The organism is Allostella sp., from assembly GCF_041913585.1.
Classification (GTDB): Bacteria; Pseudomonadota; Alphaproteobacteria; order ATCC43930; family Allostellaceae; genus Allostella.
In genome coordinates this window covers 1-17,814 of sequence record NZ_JAYSFE010000100.1, presented here as the reverse complement: position 1 = coordinate 17,814, position 17,814 = coordinate 1, and the positions used below count along the sequence as shown (strand labels likewise).

17 protein-coding genes are annotated in these 17,814 nt (G+C 72.8%); 5 read left to right on the top strand and 12 right to left on the bottom strand.

The genetic code is table 11. From position 1 onward, the window contains the following. Positions 1 to 231, top strand: a 231-nt coding sequence (gene lpxI, locus ACE3Q3_RS17555; RefSeq protein ID WP_374448281.1) for a UDP-2,3-diacylglucosamine diphosphatase LpxI domain-containing protein, incomplete at its 5' end; no start/stop codon positions are given. Further along, entirely contained in the window at positions 228 to 1,400 is a 1,173-nt protein-coding gene (gene lpxB / locus ACE3Q3_RS17550) for a lipid-A-disaccharide synthase (RefSeq protein WP_374448280.1), read from the top strand. The genes lpxI and lpxB, both read left to right, overlap by 4 nt. On the opposite strand, the gene ACE3Q3_RS17545 is transcribed toward lpxB, so the two are convergent. The 3 genes from ACE3Q3_RS17545 to ACE3Q3_RS17535 are packed head-to-tail and all read right to left on the bottom strand — an operon-like array spanning position 1,378 to position 4,742. Beyond that, on the bottom strand, positions 1,378 to 2,646 hold the full coding sequence (locus ACE3Q3_RS17545; protein ID WP_374448278.1) for an MFS transporter: 1,269 nt from the start codon (positions 2,644 to 2,646) through the stop codon (positions 1,378 to 1,380). The genes lpxB and ACE3Q3_RS17545 overlap by 23 nt on opposite strands. Position 2,647: 1 nt before the next feature. Next, on the bottom strand, positions 2,648 to 3,790 hold the full coding sequence (locus tag ACE3Q3_RS17540; protein WP_374448276.1) for a DegT/DnrJ/EryC1/StrS family aminotransferase: 1,143 nt from the start codon (positions 3,788 to 3,790) through the stop codon (positions 2,648 to 2,650). Next, the gene (locus ACE3Q3_RS17535; protein WP_374448274.1) at positions 3,783 to 4,742 is read right to left on the bottom strand and encodes a Gfo/Idh/MocA family oxidoreductase; all 960 of its coding nucleotides are present in this window, start codon (positions 4,740 to 4,742) and stop codon (positions 3,783 to 3,785) included. Before ACE3Q3_RS17535 ends, ACE3Q3_RS17540 begins: the two co-directional genes overlap by 8 nt. Positions 4,743 to 4,968: 226 nt before the next feature. On the opposite strand from ACE3Q3_RS17535, the gene gloA reads away from it, so the two are divergent. Further along, complete coding sequence (gene gloA / locus ACE3Q3_RS17530) at positions 4,969 to 5,409, top strand: lactoylglutathione lyase (RefSeq protein WP_374448273.1); 441 nt, start codon at positions 4,969 to 4,971, stop codon at positions 5,407 to 5,409. A gap of 260 nt (positions 5,410 to 5,669) precedes the next feature. Here the strand turns inward: gloA and gltA are convergent, their stop codons facing one another. Both gltA and gltX read right to left on the bottom strand, forming a co-directional pair. Continuing rightward, positions 5,670 to 6,986, bottom strand: coding sequence for a citrate synthase (gene gltA, locus ACE3Q3_RS17525; protein ID WP_374448271.1), 1,317 nt, complete (start codon positions 6,984 to 6,986; stop codon positions 5,670 to 5,672). Between the two features lie 119 nt (positions 6,987 to 7,105). Beyond that, complete coding sequence (gene gltX / locus ACE3Q3_RS17520; protein ID WP_374448270.1) at positions 7,106 to 8,512, bottom strand: glutamate--tRNA ligase; 1,407 nt, start codon at positions 8,510 to 8,512, stop codon at positions 7,106 to 7,108. Between the two features lie 117 nt (positions 8,513 to 8,629). Here gltX and ACE3Q3_RS17515 point away from each other — a divergent pair, with 117 nt between their 5' ends. Then, complete coding sequence (locus tag ACE3Q3_RS17515) at positions 8,630 to 10,744, top strand: ComEC/Rec2 family competence protein (protein ID WP_374448268.1); 2,115 nt, start codon at positions 8,630 to 8,632, stop codon at positions 10,742 to 10,744. Here the strand turns inward: ACE3Q3_RS17515 and lexA are convergent. The 7 genes from lexA to ACE3Q3_RS17480 form a co-directional block, all read right to left on the bottom strand. Further along, positions 10,738 to 11,463: a transcriptional repressor LexA gene (gene lexA / locus ACE3Q3_RS17510; protein WP_374448265.1), complete on the bottom strand. Its 726-nt coding sequence runs from the start codon at positions 11,461 to 11,463 to the stop codon at positions 10,738 to 10,740. The genes ACE3Q3_RS17515 and lexA overlap by 7 nt on opposite strands. Before the next feature lie 149 nt (positions 11,464 to 11,612). Continuing rightward, the gene (mepA, locus tag ACE3Q3_RS17505) at positions 11,613 to 12,470 is read right to left on the bottom strand and encodes a penicillin-insensitive murein endopeptidase (protein WP_374448264.1); all 858 of its coding nucleotides are present in this window, start codon (positions 12,468 to 12,470) and stop codon (positions 11,613 to 11,615) included. Then, complete coding sequence (gene glp / locus ACE3Q3_RS17500; RefSeq protein ID WP_374448263.1) at positions 12,467 to 13,681, bottom strand: gephyrin-like molybdotransferase Glp; 1,215 nt, start codon at positions 13,679 to 13,681, stop codon at positions 12,467 to 12,469. The genes mepA and glp overlap by 4 nt, the downstream gene beginning before the upstream one ends. Continuing rightward, positions 13,681 to 14,157, bottom strand: a complete 477-nt coding sequence (gene moaC, locus ACE3Q3_RS17495) for a cyclic pyranopterin monophosphate synthase MoaC (protein WP_374448262.1) — start codon at positions 14,155 to 14,157, stop codon at positions 13,681 to 13,683. Before moaC ends, glp begins: the two co-directional genes overlap by 1 nt. Next, the gene (trpC, locus tag ACE3Q3_RS17490; RefSeq protein ID WP_374448261.1) at positions 14,154 to 14,963 is read right to left on the bottom strand and encodes an indole-3-glycerol phosphate synthase TrpC; all 810 of its coding nucleotides are present in this window, start codon (positions 14,961 to 14,963) and stop codon (positions 14,154 to 14,156) included. The genes moaC and trpC overlap by 4 nt, the downstream gene beginning before the upstream one ends. Beyond that, positions 14,960 to 16,015: an anthranilate phosphoribosyltransferase gene (trpD, locus tag ACE3Q3_RS17485; RefSeq protein WP_374448260.1), complete on the bottom strand. Its 1,056-nt coding sequence runs from the start codon at positions 16,013 to 16,015 to the stop codon at positions 14,960 to 14,962. Before trpD ends, trpC begins: the two co-directional genes overlap by 4 nt. Further along, the gene (locus tag ACE3Q3_RS17480; protein WP_374448258.1) at positions 16,012 to 16,614 is read right to left on the bottom strand and encodes an aminodeoxychorismate/anthranilate synthase component II; all 603 of its coding nucleotides are present in this window, start codon (positions 16,612 to 16,614) and stop codon (positions 16,012 to 16,014) included. Before ACE3Q3_RS17480 ends, trpD begins: the two co-directional genes overlap by 4 nt. Positions 16,615 to 17,134: 520 nt before the next feature. Between ACE3Q3_RS17480 and ACE3Q3_RS17475 the strand changes: the two genes are divergently transcribed. After that, a partial coding sequence (locus ACE3Q3_RS17475) for a divergent polysaccharide deacetylase family protein (RefSeq protein WP_374448257.1) occupies positions 17,135 to 17,814 on the top strand: 680 nt, incomplete at its 3' end.

The window sequence follows — 17,814 nt, the reverse complement described above, 5'->3', positions numbered from 1 at the left end:
CAGGGCGGCGTGCTGGTCAAGATGAAGAAGCCACAGCAGGAGCGGCGCGTCGACCTGCCGACGATCGGCGAAGCCACCGTCGCCGCCGCCGCACGGGCGGGGCTCGCCGGAATCGCGGTCGAGGCGGGCGGCGCCCTCGTCGTCGACCGGGCCGCGGTCGCCGCGGCGGCCGACGCGGCGGGGCTGTTCGTGATCGGCGTGCCGCCGCTGACCCAGCCGCCGCCGCCGTGAGCCCGGCACCGCTCGTCGTCCTGGTCGCGGCCGAACCCTCCGGCGACGTGCTCGGCGGTCGGCTGATGGCCGCCCTGTCGCGGCGGCTCGGCGGCCGGGTGCGCTTCGCCGGGATCGGCGGCGAGCGCATGGCCGCGGCCGGCATGGAGAGCCGGGTCCCGCTGTCCGAACTCTCCCTCTTCGGTGTCTTCGAGGTGTTGCCGCAGGCGCTGCGGATCCTGCGCCTGGTGCGCGAGACCGCCGACGCGATCGTCGCTGCCGGACCTGCCGTGGTCGTCACCATCGACTCTTCCGGCTTCAACTTCCGCCTCGCCCGGCAACTGCGCCGGCGCGGCTATCGCGGCCCGCTCGTCCACTATGTCGCTCCCCAGCTCTGGGCCTGGTGGCGGCCGGCCAAGGCGGAGTCGCTGCGTCGCTGGTACGACCGCGTGCTGGCGCTCTTTCCGTTCGAGCCCGACTTCTTCGCCGGCCACGGCATCCAGTGCCGCTTCGTCGGCCATCCCGCCGTCGAGGAAGGGTTCGGGCGGTCGGCCGACCCGGCGTTCCGTGCCCGCCACGGCATTCCCGAGGCAGCGCCGCTCCTGACGGTGCTGCCCGGCAGCCGCGGCTCCGAGATCAAGCGGCTCCTCCCCGTCTTCGGCGAAGCGGTGGGCCGGCTGGCCGCGGACGTGCCCGGCCTCCGCGTCGTGCTGCCGACCGTGCCGACGGTCGCCGACCGGGTGGAGGCGGCGGTCGGCGGCTGGCCGGTGCCGGTCGCGGTCCTGCGCGACCCGGCGGAGAAGCCGGCCGCCTTCGCCGACAGCCAGGCCGCGCTGGCGGCTTCCGGGACGGTCACGCTCGAACTGGCGCTGGCGGGCACGCCCTTCGTCGTCGCCTACCGCCTCAATGCGCTGACCGCCTGGCTGGTGCGGCGCAAGGCGACGGTGCGCTTCGCGACGATCGTCAATCTGCTGATGGACCGGGCGGTCGTGCCCGAACGCCTTCAGGAGGCCTGCAATGCCGACGCGTTGGCCGAGGCCGTCCGGCCGCTGCTGACCGACGCCGCGGCGCGCGACGCCCAGCGCCGCGACCTCGCGGCGGCGGTCGGGCGGCTCGGCCTCGACGGCCGCCCGCCGAGCGAACGCGCGGCCGACGAGGTGCTGGCGCTCATCGCCGCCCGCCGGGACTGATCCGGCCGGCCCGCTGGTCGCTCGGACGCACGTCCGGAACCCGCGTATAGGCGAGGAGGCCGAGCATCAGGACGATGGCGAGGTAGGCGAATACGGAGCGGTACGCCGCCTCGGGATAGGCGCCGTCGATCGCAGGAAAGGCACCGACCACGACGCCCGAAACGGTCTGTCCCAGCGCCACCCCCAGCATCGTCGACATGTTGAGGAGGGCTAGGCCGCGCCCGGCCATCCGGTCCGGCATCAGGCCGCGGCTGTGGGTCTGCAGGATGATGGTGATCGAGCCGGCATAGGCGAGCGCCATGAAGAGCAGCGTTGCGAGCCAGAGCGGCGGGCCGGGAATCGCCGCCAGACAGGCCAGGACGCCGACGGTGACGGCGCCACCGCCGAGCACCAGGCCTTTGCGGGTGTCGAGGATGCGGTCGAGCGGGCCGTAGGAGAGGTTGCCGCAGATCGAGGCGACGCTCATCGCCAGCAGGATCCGGCCACGGCCGACGGCGTCGAGACCGTGGATGTCGGCGAGGTAGGGGCCGCCCCACAGCCCGAGGATGGTGAGCACGGCCGAGAGCGTGCAGAGCTGGATCGCGAAGAAGTACCGGATGGACGGGATCTGCCAGACCCGCGGGAGCTCGCGCAGGATGCCCCACAGCGACTGGGTGGCCCCGCCCTCGGGCCGCCAGCCGGGCGGACCGTCGCGGACGAAGAGAAGGAGCGGCAGCACCAGCGCCGCGGTCACCGCGGCCGCGCCGACGAACGCCGCGCGCCAGCCGAAGGCTTCGACGGCGAGCGCGAGCGGCCAGGTCGCGAGAATGATACCGCCGGCGCCGATCGCCACCATGACGCTGATCGCCGAGGCCAGCCGGTCCGGCGGGAACCAGCGCGCGAAGATCATGATCGAGCCCATCAGCACGCCGGACGAGCCGATGCCGAGCAGGATGCGCCCGAGCGCCAGCCCGGCGAGGCTGGTGCTGGCGGCGAAGACGAGCGCCCCCGCGACCGCCACCAGCAGGAGCCCGACATTCGTCCGGCGCGGCCCGTAGCGGTCGAGGAGGACCCCGACCGGGATCTGCGCCAGCGCGAAGGCGAAGAAGAAGGCCCCCGTCAGCGTCCCCATGGCGTCCGAGGACAGGCCCAGCTCGCGCATCAGGTCGGGCGCGATGACGGCGTTGGTCGCGCGGTAGAACTGGCTCGCGACGTAGACGAGGCCGAGCGCCGGTATGAGGACCAGGGCGCCCGGCGCGGCCGCCACTTCAGGCGGCCGCGGCGACGACGATGGCAGCGATGCGGTCGACCGTCGCCGCGTCGAGTTCGGAATGCATCGGCAGCGACAGGTTGAGGCGACCCAGCCGCTCCGTCACCGGCAGCGAGCCCGGCCCCTCCGACGAGGCCCGGAAGGCGGCATGCAGGTGCAGCGCCTGCTCGTAGTAGGAGCGGCTCGGAATGCGCTCGGCGGCGAGGGCGGCGCGGATCGCGTCGCGCTTCTCCGAGAGGATGGTGTAGAGGGCCCAGGCCGAGCTGTGGCCGGCGGGGCGGTGCGGCACCATGACTGCACGGGCGAGGGTCTGGTCGTAGCGCCGGGCGGCGGCCTCGCGCCGCGCCAGGTCGTCGGGAAACGCCGCCAGCTTCACCAGCAGGATCGCCGCCTGCAGCGTGTCGAGACGGCCGGTCATGCCGACCGAAAGGCACTCCCCATGGGCGTCGAGGCCGTGGACGCGCAGGCGGCGGTAGGTCGCGGCCCGCTCGGAATCCTCGGTGAAGAGCGCGCCGCCGTCGCCGGCGCCGCCGAGCGGCTTGGCCGGGAAGAAGCTCGTCATGGTGGCGGGGGCGAGCCGGCCGACGCGACGGTTGCCGACCGTGGCCCCGAAGCTCTGGGCGGCGTCGGACAGAAGGAAGAGACCCGATGCCTCCGCCACCGCACCCAGCCCCGCGTAGTCGGCCGGCAGGCCGAAGATGTCGACCGGCATGACCGCGCGCGGCGTCCAGGTCCCGGCCCGGCGGACGCCGGCGATCCGGCGCTCGAGGTCGGCCGGGTCCATGGTGAAGGTACGCTCGTCGACATCGACGAAGATCGGCGCGGCGCCGACCGCCAGGACCGCCTCGGCGGTGGAGACGAAGGTGAAGGCGGGGACGAAGACGGCATCGCCCGGACCGATCCCTTCCGCCATCAGGGCGAGCAGGATGGCGTCGTGGCCGCTGCCGGTCGTGACGACATGGCCGCCGCCGACATAGGCCGCGAGGGCGTCCTCCAGTTCGCGCACCTCGGGGCCGAGGATGAACTGGCCGTGATCGAGGACGCGGCGGATGCGTTCGTCGAGCTGCGGCCGCAGCCGCCGGATCTGGCCCGGGATGTCGACGAAGGGGACGGGAGCGGGGGCGGGCGTCGTGTCAGGCATGGCTCTTCTCGATCGGGACGGCGGCGCCGTCGCTGCGGATGGACCGGATGACGGCGAGCGCCGTCGCGAGTGCGTCGCGTCCCGCGGTGCCATCGACCAGGGGTCGGCCGCCGCCGGCGATGCAGCCGAGGAAAGCGTCGATCTGGGCGCCGAGCGGGTCGGCGTCGGGCTGCGACGCCTCGATCGTGGTCGGGGCGTCCCCGGGCACGGAGGCGCGGGTGGCGGTCAGGCGGCGCGCCTGGAGGTCGATGGCGATCTCGCCCGAGGCCTGGAGGATGCGCAGGCTGCGCTCGGCCTGCGGGCTGACGCGGCTGGCGACCAGCGTGGCCGCGGTTCCGTCCTGGAAGCGCAGCTGGGCCGCAGCGACGTCCTCGGTCTCCGAGACGACGCGCCGGCCGACGGCGGCGACCGACGCCACCGGCGAACCGGCGATGGCGGCGACGAGGTCGATGTCGTGGATCATCAGGTCGAGCACGACCGAGACGTCGGCGCCGCGGCCGCGGAACGCCGTCAGCCGCCGGGCGTCGACGAAGGCCGGCCGGTCGAGCACGGCGGCGACGCCGAGCCCCGCCATGGAGAAGCGCTCGAGATGCCCGACCTGGAGGACGGTCCCGGCGGCGGCGGCGGCGGCGACCATCGCGTCCGCCTCCGCGAGGGTGACCGCGATCGGCTTCTCGACCAGGACATGGATGCCGGCGGCGATGCAGTCGCGGGCGATCGCGTAGTGGGCGGGGGTGGGCGCGCAGATGCTGACCGCGTCGACCCGGCCGACCAGGCCGGCGAACTCCGCCCGCGGCTCGGCACCGTGCTGCCGGGCGACCGCCTGGGCACGCTCCGGGCTCGGGTCGACGACGGCGACGAGGCGGGCGGACGGGTGGCGGGCGTACTTGTCGGCATGGAAGCGGCCGATATGTCCGGCGCCGATGACGGCGCAGCGAACGGGATCAGACATCGAATCGCAGACTGGTCTAGGGGAGGTCGGTCGGCAATCTAGCGGCCGGGAGGATCGGCGGTAACCCGCCGCCCGGTCAAAGATTGTGTCGGTCGGTGACCGCGGCCCGTGACCGCGGCGGCCGGGCCGTGGAGGGCGGGCCGTGGAGGGCGGGCCGCGGAGGGCGGTTCACCCGGCCGGGGCGGGACGCTACCATGTCGACGAACGGCAACTCGGGAGCCCTGCCATGAACGACGTCTCCACCCAGCCGGCCGCCGCCGCCGCGACCGGCAGCGCCAGCCCGCGCTTCCTGCACACCATGCTGCGCGTCTTCGACCTCGACGCCTCGCTCGCCTTCTACACCGAGCATCTCGGAATGACGCTGCTGCGCAAGAAGGACTATCCGACCGGCGAGTTCACGCTCGCCTTCGTCGGCTACGGCGACGAAAGCGCCCATACGGTCCTCGAACTGACGCACAACTGGGGCCAGAAGGAGCCCTACACGATCGGCAACGCCTTCGGGCATATCGCCATCGGCGTCGCCGACATCTACGGCGTCTGCGACCGTCTCGCCAAGGCCGGAGTGAAGATCCCGCGGCCGCCGGGGCCGATGAAGCACGGCGGCAGCGTCATCGCCTTCGTCGAGGATCCCGACGGCTACAAGATCGAGCTGATCCAGAAGGGCTGAACGGTCGCCCCGCCGCCTACACGAACCAGTGGAAGGCGGCGGCGGCGGCCAGTGCCGTCAGCGCCGCCAGCAGCAGCGGCCGCCGCAGCCGGACCGGCAGCGGCGGCCGATTGTCGTTGACGGGCACGAGGATGCGCCGGCGGGCGGGAGGCTGGGAGCCTTGCGGCTTCCCGGGTACCGGAAGTCGTCGCACCACTCCGCCCCCCGTCATCGCATGGATCCCCGTCACCGTTCCGGAAACGCCCGCCGCCGTCCGCGGTTCAGCCGCGCTGCGCGATCGGCACGTAGGCGCGGCGCGGCTCGCCGACATAGAGCTGCCGCGGCCGGCCGATCTTCTGCTCCGGGTCCTCGATCATCTCCGCCCACTGGGCGATCCAGCCGACGGTGCGGGCAAGCGCGAAGAGGGCGGTGAACATGCTGACCGGGAAACCCATCGCGCGCAGGATGATTCCAGAATAGAAGTCGACGTTCGGATAGAGCTTGCGGTCGACGAAATACTTGTCTTCGAGCGCGATCTTCTCGAGTTCCATGGCCAGCGCCAGCAGCGGCTCGTCCTTGACGCCGAGGTCTTCGAGAACCTCGTAGCAGCTCTGCCGGATGACGGCCGCGCGGGGGTCGTAGTTCTTGTAGACCCGGTGGCCGAAGCCCATCAGGCGGAACGGATCGTTCTTGTCCTTGGCCCGCTCCAGGAACTCCGGAATCCGCTCTTTGGTGCCGATCTCGGCCAGCATCTTGAGCACGGCCTCGTTGGCGCCGCCGTGGGCCGGACCCCACAGCGAGGCGATGCCGGCGGCGATGCAGGCGAAGGGATTGGCGCCGCTGGAGCCGGCGAGCCGGACGGTCGACGTCGACGCGTTCTGCTCGTGGTCGGCATGCAGCACGAAGATGCGATCAAGGGCGCGCGACAGGACCGGGTTCGGCTTGTAGTCCTCGCACGGCACCGCGAAGGTCATGTAGAGGAAGTTCTCGGCATAGCTGAGATCGTTCCGCGGATACATGAAGGGCTGGCCGACCGAATACTTGTAGGCCATGGCCGCGATCGTCGGAATCTTGGCGATCAGCCGATAGGAGGCGATCAGCCGCTGATGCGGATCGTTGATGTCGAGGCTGTCGTGATAGAAGGCCGAGAGCGCGCCAACGACGCCGCACATCACGGCCATCGGGTGCGCGTCGCGGCGGAAGCCGCGGAAGAACAGGTTGATCTGCTCGTGCACCATCGTGTGGTGGGTGACGTCGTGCACGAACTTCGACTTCTGCTCCATGGTCGGCAGGTTGCCGAACAGCAGGAGGTAGCACACCTCCATGAAGTCGCTGTGTTCGGCGATCTCCTCGATCGGGTAGCCACGATAGAGCAGTTCGCCCTTGTCGCCGTCGATGTAGGTGATGCGGGATTCGCAGCTCGCCGTCGACGTGAACCCCGGATCGTAGGTGAACATGCCGGTCGCCCCGTAGAGCTTGCGGATGTCGATGACCTGCGGCCCTACGGTCCCGTCCATCATCGGCAGCTCGACGGTGCGGCCGGACGGATCGGTCAGCTTCGCGGTCTGGGTATTCTTGCGGTCGGCAGTGCTGGTCATGCAGGCGACTCCTTCGGACGGCCGGGCGGCGTGGACGTCGGGGCCGTTGTCGCGGCGGGGTGGGCCGCAGGATAGTTGGCGGGGTTCCGCCTATCAAATGGCGCGAAGCGCGGCGGTCGTCAAACCGCCTGCGCCACGTCGCCGATCCGTTCGAGCGTCTCCGTGCGCCCGAGAATCTCCATGACTTCGAAAATGCCGGGCGATACCGACGAGCCGGTCAGCGCCGCGCGCAGCGGCTGGGCGACGTTGCCGAGCTTGGCCCCCGCGCGCTCGGCGAAGGCCCGGACCGCGGACTCGACCGCCTCGGCATTCCAGCCGTCGACCGCCGCCAGCCCGGGCAGCAGCCGGCCGAGCAGCGCCCGCGCGTCGGCCGAGAGGAGCCTGGTCGCCTTCTCGTCCATCGCCAGCGGCCGCCGGCGGACATAGAAGGCCGCCAGCGCCGCCAGTTCCTTCAGCGTCCGCGCCCGCACCTTGAGGCCGGCCATGCCACGCGCCAGCCGCTCCATCCCGACCGCATCGGGCGTACCTCCGGCGGCATCGGCGACGAAGGGCAGGAGCGCCTGGAGCAGGCGCTGGTCGTCCGCCTGGCGCAGGTAGTGCCCGTTGAGGTTGTCGAGCTTGTCGAAGTCGAGCCGGGACGGCGAACGGCCGACGGCGTCGAGGTCGAACCAGGCGACCGCCTGCTCGATCGGGATGATCTCCTCGTCGCCATGGCCCCAGCCGAGCCGCAGCAGGTAGTTGCAGAGCGCCTCCGGCAGGTAGCCCATGTCGCGGTAGGCCTCGACGCCGAGCGCGCCGTGCCGCTTCGACAGCTTGGCCCCGTCCGGCCCGTGGATCAGCGGGATGTGCGCGAACTCCGGCACGTCCCAGCCCATGGCGCGGTAGATCTGGGTCTGGCGGAAGGTGTTGGTCAGGTGGTCGTCGCCGCGGATGACGTGCGTCACCGCCATGTCGTGGTCGTCGACGACGACGGACAGCATGTAGGTCGGCGTGCCGTCGCCCCGCAGCAGCACCATGTCGTCGAGCTGCTCGTTGGCGACGCGGACCTCGCCCTGCACGAGGTCATGGATCACCGTCTCGCCCTCCTGGGGCGCGCGCAGCCGGATGACCGGCTTGATGCCGGGCGGCGCCTCGGCCGGATCGCGATCGCGCCAGCGGCCGTCATAGCGGATCGGGCGCCCCTCGGCCTTGGCCCTGGCGCGCATCTCCTCCAGTTCCTCGGGCGTGGCCCAGCAGCGGTAGGCCCGGCCTTCGGCCAGCATCGCCAGCGCCACCTCGGCGTGGCGGGGGGCGCGGGCGAACTGGAAGACGATCTCCTCGTCCCAGGCGAGACCGAGCCAGCCGAGGCCGTCGATGATCGCCTCGACCGCAGCATCGGTCGACCGCTGTCGGTCGGTGTCCTCGATGCGCAGCCGGAACACGCCGCCATGGTGGCGGGCGTAGAGCCAGTTGAAGAGCGCCGTGCGGGCACCGCCGATATGCAGGTAGCCGGTCGGCGAGGGCGCGAACCGGGTTACGACCGTCATCGCTTGCGAACTTGTCTGCTGGGAAAGGGAGCGCTCGCTTACCACAGGACGGCAGCCGCTCCAATCGGCTTGGCGGAACGGATGCGCTCGAGGCTAGGATCGGCGGCGCAGGATGCCATGATCGCGAGCGGAGCGGCGACGGGGCGGGGGCGGCTCTGGGAGCGTTGGCTGGACGCCGTGCGCGCCGATGCCGACCGCTGGCCGCTGTGGCTGCCGCCGGCGATGGGCGTCGGCATCGCCGTCTATTTCGCCCTGGCGGACGAGCCCGCGACCTGGACCGGGCCGGTGACGCTGGTGCTGCTGCTGTCGGTCGCGTTCGCACTGCGGCACCACGCCGCGGCGCGCAATGCCGCGCTCGCCGTCGCCTGCATGGTGCTGGGCTTCGCCGCGGCACAGGTCTCGGCCTGGCTCGCCGAGGCGCCGCGGGTCGAGCGCCGGACGGCGGCGACCGCCGTGGAAGGGCGCATCGTCCAGACCAGCCCCAGGGAGAATGGACTGCGGCTGCTGATCGAGCCGGAGCGCATCGAGGGCTGGCAGGGGCCGCTGCCGCGCCGGCTGCGCATCACCGTGCCGGGACGCTTCGCCGCTACCGGCGCCGCCGCCGGCCGGCGCGTCGTCCTGCGCGCGGTCCTGCTGCCGCTGCCGCCACCGGCGATGCCGGGCGCCTTCGACTTTCCGCGACAGGCCTATTTCCAGGGGCTGGGCGGCCTCGGCTACGCGACGACGGCGCCCCGCATCGCGGCCGAGGACGGCGGGGGCGGGGCCGCCGACTGGCTCGCGCGGCTGCGCCAGTCCATGACCGAACGCATCCGATCGGCGATCGGCGGCGCCGCCGGAGCGGTGGCGGCGGCCCTGGTGACGGGGGAGCGCGGCGCCATTCCCGAGGCCGTGAACCAGGCCTGGCGGGACACCGGTCTCGCCCACCTGCTGTCGATCTCGGGACTGCATATCAGCCTCGTCGCCGGCATCGTCTTCCTCGGCGTGCGCACGCTCTTCGCCTGCATCCCGGCCCTGGCGCTCGGCCGGCCGATCAAGAAGTGGGCGGCGGCGATCGCCGTGGCGGCGGCCTTCTTCTACCTGCTGCTGTCCGGGGCCGAGGTGCCGACCCAGCGCTCGTTCCTGATGGCGGCGATCGTGTTCCTCGCCGTGCTCGTCGACCGCGAGGCGATCTCGCTCCGCCTCGTCGCCTGGGCAGCGGCGGCGATCCTGCTGTTCCTGCCCGAGGCGATGGTCGGCGCCAGCTTCCAGATGTCGTTCGCGGCCGTGCTCGCCCTCGTCGCCGCCTACGAGGCCGCCCGCGAGCGCATCCGCGGATGGCGGGCCGCCGCCAGCCCGGTGGGACGGTTGCTGCTCTATGTCGGCCTCGTCGCCTTCACCACCCTGATCGCGACCGCCGCGACGACCCCCTTCGCCCTCTACCACTTCAACCGCTTCGCCGCCTTCGCCATGCCGGCGAACCTGATCGCCGTGCCGCTGACCAGCTTCTGGGTCATGCCCTGGGCGGTGGTCGCCGTCGTCGCCATGCCGCTGGGGCTGGAGGCATGGCCGCTCGCCGCCATGGGCTGGGGCGTCGAGGCGACCATCCGCGCCGCCGACTGGATCGCCGCCTGGCCCGGCGCCGCCTGGACAGTGCCGGCGATGCCCGACCTCGGGATCGCCCTCTGCACGGTCGGCGGATTGTGGCTCTGCCTGTGGCGCCGTGCGGTGCGCTGGGCGGGGACGCTGCCGATCGCGCTCGGACTGCTCTCCATCGGCTGGACGCCGCCGCCGGACATCGTCGTCGACGGCGAGGCGCGAGCGGTCGCCGTCCGTGGACCCGAGGGCCACTGGGTGTTCGAGACGCGGGGGGCGGACATCGCGGTCGAGACCTGGCTGCGCCGCGCCGCGAGCGAGCGGGCGGCATGGCCGGAGGGGCAGGGGACCGTCCCCTACTGCGACCCGCGGCTATGCCGGCTCCGCGCCCAGGGCGAGCGGATCGCCATCGTCCGCCGCCGGGACGCGCTGACCCAGGCCTGCCGCAGCGCCGACATCGTCCTCGCCCTGGTTCCGATGCGCTGGCACTGCGGCAGGGGCGTGCTCGCCATCGACCGCCGCGATCTCGCCCGCGGGGGCGCCCACGCGATCCGCCTCGGCGGCGGGCCGCCGCGGGTCGCCACCGTGGCCGAGTTCCGCGGCCGTCGCCCCTGGACGGCTGCCGGCGGCGCCGACGAGCCGCCGGCCGAAGATCAGTAGCGGCGCATCAGGCCGACGAGCCGGCCCTGCACCTGGACCCGGTCCGGCCCGAAGATGCGTGTCTCGTAGCTCTTGTTGGCAGGCTCCAGGGCGACCGACGCTCCCTTCCGTCGCAGCCGCTTCAGGGTGACCTCGTTGTCGTCGATGAGCGCGACGACGATGGTGCCGTTCTCGGCCGTGTCGCAGCGCTGGACGATGATGGTGTCGCCGTCGACGATGCCGGCGTCGACCATCGAATCGCCGGCCACTTCGAGGGCGTAGTGTTCGCCGCGGCCGAGCAGCAGGCCCGGCACGTCGATGGCGCGCTGATGGTCGCGCAGCGCCTCGATCGGCGTTCCGGCCGCGATCCGCCCATAAAGGGGAACGGAGACGGCGTCGCCCGATCCGCCGGCGGGTTCGGCGACCGCACCGGCCAGGGCAGGCCGGAAATCCCCCTTGATGACGGTCGGCCGGAAGCCGCGCCGCGGGGTTCCGCCGCGGCCGGCCTGCGCCTCGGCCGCCATGTCGTCGGGCATCCGCAGGACTTCGAGCGCCCGCGCCCGGTGCGGCAGGCGGCGGATGAACCCGCGCTCCTCGAGGCCGGTGATGAGCCGATGGATGCCCGACTTGGAGCGCAGCTTCAGGGCCTCCTTCATTTCGTCGAAGGAGGGCGAGACTCCGGTCTCGCGCAGCCGGACATTGATGAAGGACAGCAGCTCGAACTGCTTTCGCGTCAGCATCTTGGTGCCCCCGATCCCATGCCTGGGGTGGTCGTTCGCCGCCACCCCAAGATATGGAACAAAACCGAAACGACACCGCTTGTTCTAGTTTGGTTCCCCGGATTCGTCAATGAATCGGCAAGGGGATTCGTCGTCCCGGCGCCCGCGCTTCAGCGTCCGCGCAGGATCTCCTGGCATGCTGGCGGCAGCGTCTTCGGCGGTGCCGGCTGGCGTGCGGCCTCGAGCCGGCGCTGCAGCGCCTCCACCGCCTCGTCCGACAGCCACCAGTCGAGATCGGGTCCGCAGCCGTCGCCCGGCGGGATCGCCGGCCCGGGCTCGCACTCCGTCTGGCCGGCCGGGCAGGCGAGGCGGACATGGAAATGCATGTTGTGGCCCCACCATGGCCGGAGCCGGCGCAGCCATGAGCGGTCGCCGGTCGCCATCGCGCATGCCGCGCGCTTGAGGGCGGGGTTGACAAGGATGCGCTCGACCTCCGGCCGCGTCGCCACCAGCTTCAGGAGATCGACCTCGACCGCGCCGAAGCGGGCGGGGTCGGCGGCCCTGCCGTCCGGGCGCAGCATGTCGAGGGCGATCGGCTGGGCCAGTTCGGCGGCGCCGAGCGGGGCCGCCGTGCGCCGGAACCAGACATCGACGTCCAGCCCGGACTGGTGGCTGGCGTGGCTCGACGGCATCGGCCCGCCGCGGGGCTGCGCCATGTCGCCGACCAGCAGCAGCCCGTGGCCGCCGAGCACCGCCCAGCGCCCCATCGTCTCGACGAGGCGGACGGTGTCGGGATGGCCGAAATAGCGCCGGTTCTGGGGCCGCAGGACCTGGTAGCCGGGTCCCGACAGCGGCAGCGCGACGGCGCCGGCGATGCAGCCCTGGGCGGTCTTGCCGATGACCCGCGGCAGGCCGGCCGACGGCTTGGCGACCGTGGACCAGCTGGCGGGCGGCGGCGCCTTCGGTGGCTGGGCCGCCGCCGGCCCGGCGAGCCAGGCGGCGACCAGGAGAGCGAGGATCCGCCTCATATCTGGCCGTACATGGCAGCGAGCGGCACGATCCGCACCGGCTCGCCGCGCCGGGCGGGCGGGGCGAGCGGCGGGCGGACGACGAGACAGTCGGCGGCGGCCAGCCGCGACAGGTTGGAACTGTCCTGGGTCGCGAACGGGGTGGCGCGCAGGAGGCCGTCCGGGCCGCGCTCCAGCGTCGCCCGCAGGTAATCCTCGCGGCGATCGTTGGCGCCGAGGTCGCTTCCGAGGATCGCCTGCTCGTCGACCGGAGGAAGGTCGGCCATGCCGGACAGCCGCGCCATCGCCGGGCGCAGGAAGAGCACGGCGCACACCAGCGCCGACACCGGATTGCCGGGCAGTCCCAGCATCGGCGTGCCATGCAGGCTGCCGAACATCAGCGGCTTGCCGGGCCGCATCGCGATCTGCCAGAAGTCGAGCTGCAGCCCGGCCTCGCCGAGGACGCTGCGGACGAGGTCGTGCTCGCCGACCGAGGCCCCGCCGGTGGTGACCAGGAGGTCGCAGCCGCGCGCGGCAGCCGCGAGCGCGGACAGCGAGGCGCGGTCGTCGCGGGCGATGCCGAGGTCGATCGGCTGCCCGCCCATCGCGCGGACGAAGGCGGCCAGCGCCAGCGCGTTCGAACTGACGATCTGGCTCGGCCCGATCGGTTCGCCCGGCATCACGATCTCGTCGCCGGTCGGCAGGATCGCGACCCGCGGACGCCGCCGGACCTTGAGCCAGGGCACGTTCATCGCCGCGGCGAGCCCGATGGCGCGCGGTCCCATCCGGGTGCCGGCCGCCGCTCCGACATCGCCGGCCCGGAAGTCGAGCCCGGCCGGCCGGACGTAGCGGCCCGCCGCCACGCCCTCGCGCACGGTGACGGTCTCGCCCGCGTGGTCGGCATCCTCCTGGATGACGATGGCATCGGCGCCGGCCGGAACCGGCGCGCCGGTGAAGATGCGGACCGCCTCTCCCGCCCCGACGGTGCCGGTGAAGCTGCGGCCGGCGGCGACGTAGCCCGCGACCCGGAGGCGGACGGGAACCTGGGCGACGTCCGCCGCGCGCACCGCCCAGCCGTCCATCGCCGACACGGCCGCCGGCGGCTGGGTCGTGCGCGCGACCAGGTCTTCCGCCAGCACCCGGCCCAGCGCCTCGGTCAGCCCGACCTGCTCGGCGGGCAGCGCCGTCAGGCCGGCGAGAATGCGGCGCCGCGCCTCTTCGACCGAAATCATCACGGTGCCTCGTAAGTACCGGATTTTCCGCCAGACTTGTGCGTCAGTCGAATCTCGCCGATGGTCATGCCACGGTCGGCCGCCTTGCACATGTCGTAGACCGTGAGGGCGGCGACGGTGACCGCCGTCAGGGCCTCCATCTCGACCCCGGTACGGCCGCGGGTGCGGCAGGTGGCGGTGATCTCCACGAGGCTGCGGGCCGGGTCGCAGGCGAGGTCGACGGTGACCGAGGTCAAGGGGAGCGGATGGCACAGCGGGATCAGGTCGGCGGTGCGCTTGGAACCCATGATGCCGGCCAGCCGGGCGACCGCCAGGACGTCCCCCTTCTCGACGGCACGGTCCATGATGCGGGCGAGCGTCGCCGCCGCCATGTGGACATGACCGCGCGCGGTGGCGACCCGGTCGGTCTCCGCCTTGGCCGAGACGTCGACCATGACGGCCCGGCCCTCGGCATCGAAATGGGTGAGGCGGGTCATGCCGCGCGGCTTCCCGGGCGGGTCAGGAGCGTGCGGGTCGCCGCCGCGACGTCCGCCTGGCGCATCAGCGACTCCCCGATGAGGAAGGCACGCGCGCCGACCGCCGCCATGCGTTCGAGGTCGGCCGGGGTGAAGAGGCCGCTCTCGGCGACCAGGAAACGGTCGGCCGGCACCCGCGGCGCCAGCTCCTCCGTCGTCTTGATATCGACTTCCAACGTCTTGAGATTGCGGTTATTTATTCCGATCAGGCCGAACGGCATGCGGAGTGCGCGGTCGAGTTCGGCCGCATCGTGGACCTCGATCAGCACGTCCATTCGCCAGTCGCGGGCGGCCTGGGCGAGGTCGGCCGCCAGTTCGTCGTCGAGCGCGGCCAGGATGAGCAGGATGCAGTCGGCACCGAGGGCGCGCGCCTCGGCCACCTGATAGGGGTCGACCATGAAGTCCTTGCGCAGCACCGGCAGATCGACGGCCGCGCGCGCCGCCACCAGATCGGCATCCTGGCCCTGGAAGTAGGGCGTGTCGGTCAGGATCGAGAGGCAGGTGGCGCCACCGTCGCGGTAGGCGCGGGCGAGCGACGGCGGGTCGAAATCCGGCCGGATCAGCCCCTTGCTCGGGCTCGCCTTCTTGATCTCGGCGATGAGGGCATGGCGGCCGGAATCTGCCGTCGCCTGCAGACGAGCGGCGAAGCCGCGTGGCGCCGGGGCGGCCCGGGCCGCCGCCTCGACGACCGGCAAGGGGCGTGCGCGCCGGCACTCGGCGACGTGCCGGCGCTTGTCGGCGTTGATCCGGGCGAGGACGTCGCTCACGCGCTGGCTCCCTTCGAGGTGATCGCGACCAGGCGTTCCAGGACCTTCCAGGCGGCGCCGGAATCAATGGCTTGCGAGGCGATGCTGACACCGTCGCTGAGGGCGTTGGCGCGGCCCGCGATGACGAGGACGGCGGCCGCACTGAAGAGCACGATGTTGCGGAAGGCGCCTGGAGCGCCGCGCAGCATCGCCCGCATCGCCTCGGCGTTGGCTTCGGGATCGCCGCCGCGCAACTCGGCCGGGTGCGCCCGGAAGAGGCCGGCCTCCTCGGGCGTCACCTCGAAGGTGCGGATTCTTCCGTCGCGCAGTTCGGCGACATAGGACGGGCCGGTGGTGGTCAGCTCGTCGCTGCCGTCGGAGCCATGGACGACCCACACGCGCTCGCTGCCGAGGCGTTGCAGCACCTCCGCCAGCGGCCGCACCCATTCCCGGGCATAGACCCCGACGAGCTGGCGGCGCACGCCCGCGGGACTGCTGATCGGGCCCAGCAGGTTGAAGATCGTGCGGGTGCCGAGCTCGACCCGGGTCGGCGCGACGTGCCGGGTCGCGGCATGGTGGCGCGGCGCCATCAGGAAGCCGACGCCGACCTCCCGGATCGCCGCCTCGACCACCGCCATGTCGCAGTCGAGGTCGACGCCGAGGCGGGCCAGCACGTCGGCCGAACCGGAGCGCGAGGAGAGCGCGCGGTTGCCGTGCTTGGCGACGGGCACGCCGCAGGCGGCGACCACCAGGGCGGCGCCCGTCGAGACGTTGAAGGTGCCGGTGCCGTCGCCGCCGGTGCCGCAGGTGTCGACGGCATCGGCGGGCGCCGCGACCTTGAGCGACTTCGCGCGCATGACCCGGGCGGCGGCCGCGATCTCCTCGACCGTTTCCCCGCGGACGCGCAGTGCCATCAGGAAGCCACCCATCTGCGAGGGCGTGGCGTTCCCCGACATGATGATCTCGAAGGCCTGCCCGGCCTCGTCCTCGGTCAGGGTCTGTCCGGCCGCGACCTTCGCGATGAAGGGCTTGAGGTCGGAGGCGCCGGCCGGCACCGCAGGAGACCCGCTCATGCCGCGAGCGGCCGCGGCCACACGACCGGCCGGCCGGTGGCGATCGCGAGGAAGTTGGCCAGGATCTCGTGGCCGCACTGGGAGGCGATGCTCTCGGGATGGAACTGCACCCCGTGGACCGGGCGCTCGCGGTGGCAGAGGCCCATGATGAGACCGTCCTCGGTCTCGGCGGTGACGCGCAGGGCCTCCGGCAGGCCGTCGCGCGCCACGACGAGCGAGTGGTAGCGGGTGGCGGTGAAGGGCGAGGGCAGACCGGCGAAGATGCCCGTGCCGTCATGGCGGATCCGGCTCATCTTGCCATGCATCGGCTCGGGCGCGCGCACGACCCGCCCGCCATAGGCCTGGCCGATCGTCTGGTGGCCGAGGCAGACGCCGAGGATCGGCAGGGCGCCCGCCCCCCGGACGAGGTCGAGGCAGATGCCGGCCCGGTCGGGGTCGCAGGGGCCGGGCGAGATGACGATCCCGTCCGGCCGCATCGCCAGGGCCTCGTCGACCGTGAGCGCGTCGTTGCGTCGAACCACCACCTCGGCCCCGAGCTCGCCCAGGAAGTGCCAGAGGTTGAAGGTGAAACTGTCGTAGTTGTCGATCAGAAGGAACATCCGCCGGCCCGTACCTCCGCTCTGCGGTGCTATAGCATGGGGGCCCCCACCGATGAAGGCGCGGCCGCGGGCAACCTTCGCTATCATCCCCGGCTTTCCCGAGTCGCAGCAGAATTTCCGCCAACCTCCGATGACCCGACGATCCGCCAAGCGCTCTTCCCGCCGCCCGTCCGGCGCTCGCGCCCCGCCGGCGCGGCGGATCGACGCCGGCACGCTGCTGATCGGGATCGGCGTCGGCGTCGCGATGTCGCTCGCCGTGGTGGGAAGCTGGCTCGCCTGGCCAGGCCGTGAGGCCGAGGCCCCCGCGGCGCTTTCGCCGCCCAGGCCGGCGCCAGCGCCGCAGGTGGCGGTCACCCCGCCGCCCACCCTGCCGCCCATCGCCTCGCCGGTCCCGCCGCCGGCCGCGGCGGTGACCGGACCTGCGCCGCCTCCGCCGCAACCGGCACCCGCCGCCGGACCGGCCGCGCCGCCGCACCGCGCACCGGCGGGCGCGCCGCCGTGGCGGCGAAATGCGGTCGCCGTGGCACCGGCGCCCGCAGGTGTCGCCCGGATCGCCATCGTCATCGACGACCTCGGTCCGAACCAGTCCGCCACCCAGGCGGTCGTGGCGCTGCCGGGGCCGCTGACGCTGGCCTTCCTGCCCTATGCCGGAGACGGCGCCCGTGCCGCCGAGCGGGCGCGCCGGCATGGCCACGAGACGCTGGTCCACATGCCGATGGAGCCGGTCGGCGCGGCGATCGACCCCGGTCCCGGTGCGCTGCGCGTCGCGCTCGGCAGCGACGAGCTGCGCCGCCGCATTGCCGACGGGCTCCACCGGATTCCCGGCCATGTCGGGCTCAACAACCACATGGGCAGCCGGTTCACCGCCGATCCGCGGGCCATGGCGGTGCTGATGGACGAGGTGGCGGGAAGGGGGCTGCTGTTCCTCGATTCGCGGACCACCGTCGACACGGTGGCCGAGAGCCTGGCGCGGTCCCGGGCGGTCCCGTTCGTCGCCCGCGACGTCTTCCTCGACAACGACCAGTCGGCCGACAAGGTCGAACAGCAGCTGGCCGAGACCGAGCGCGTCGCCCGGCGCAAGGGTTTCGCGGTCGCGATCGGCCATCCGCACGCGGCGACGCGCCAGGCGCTCGCCGCGTGGCTGCCGCAGGCCGAGCGCCGCGGCTTCCAGCTCGTGCCGATCAGCAGCCTCGCCCGCAT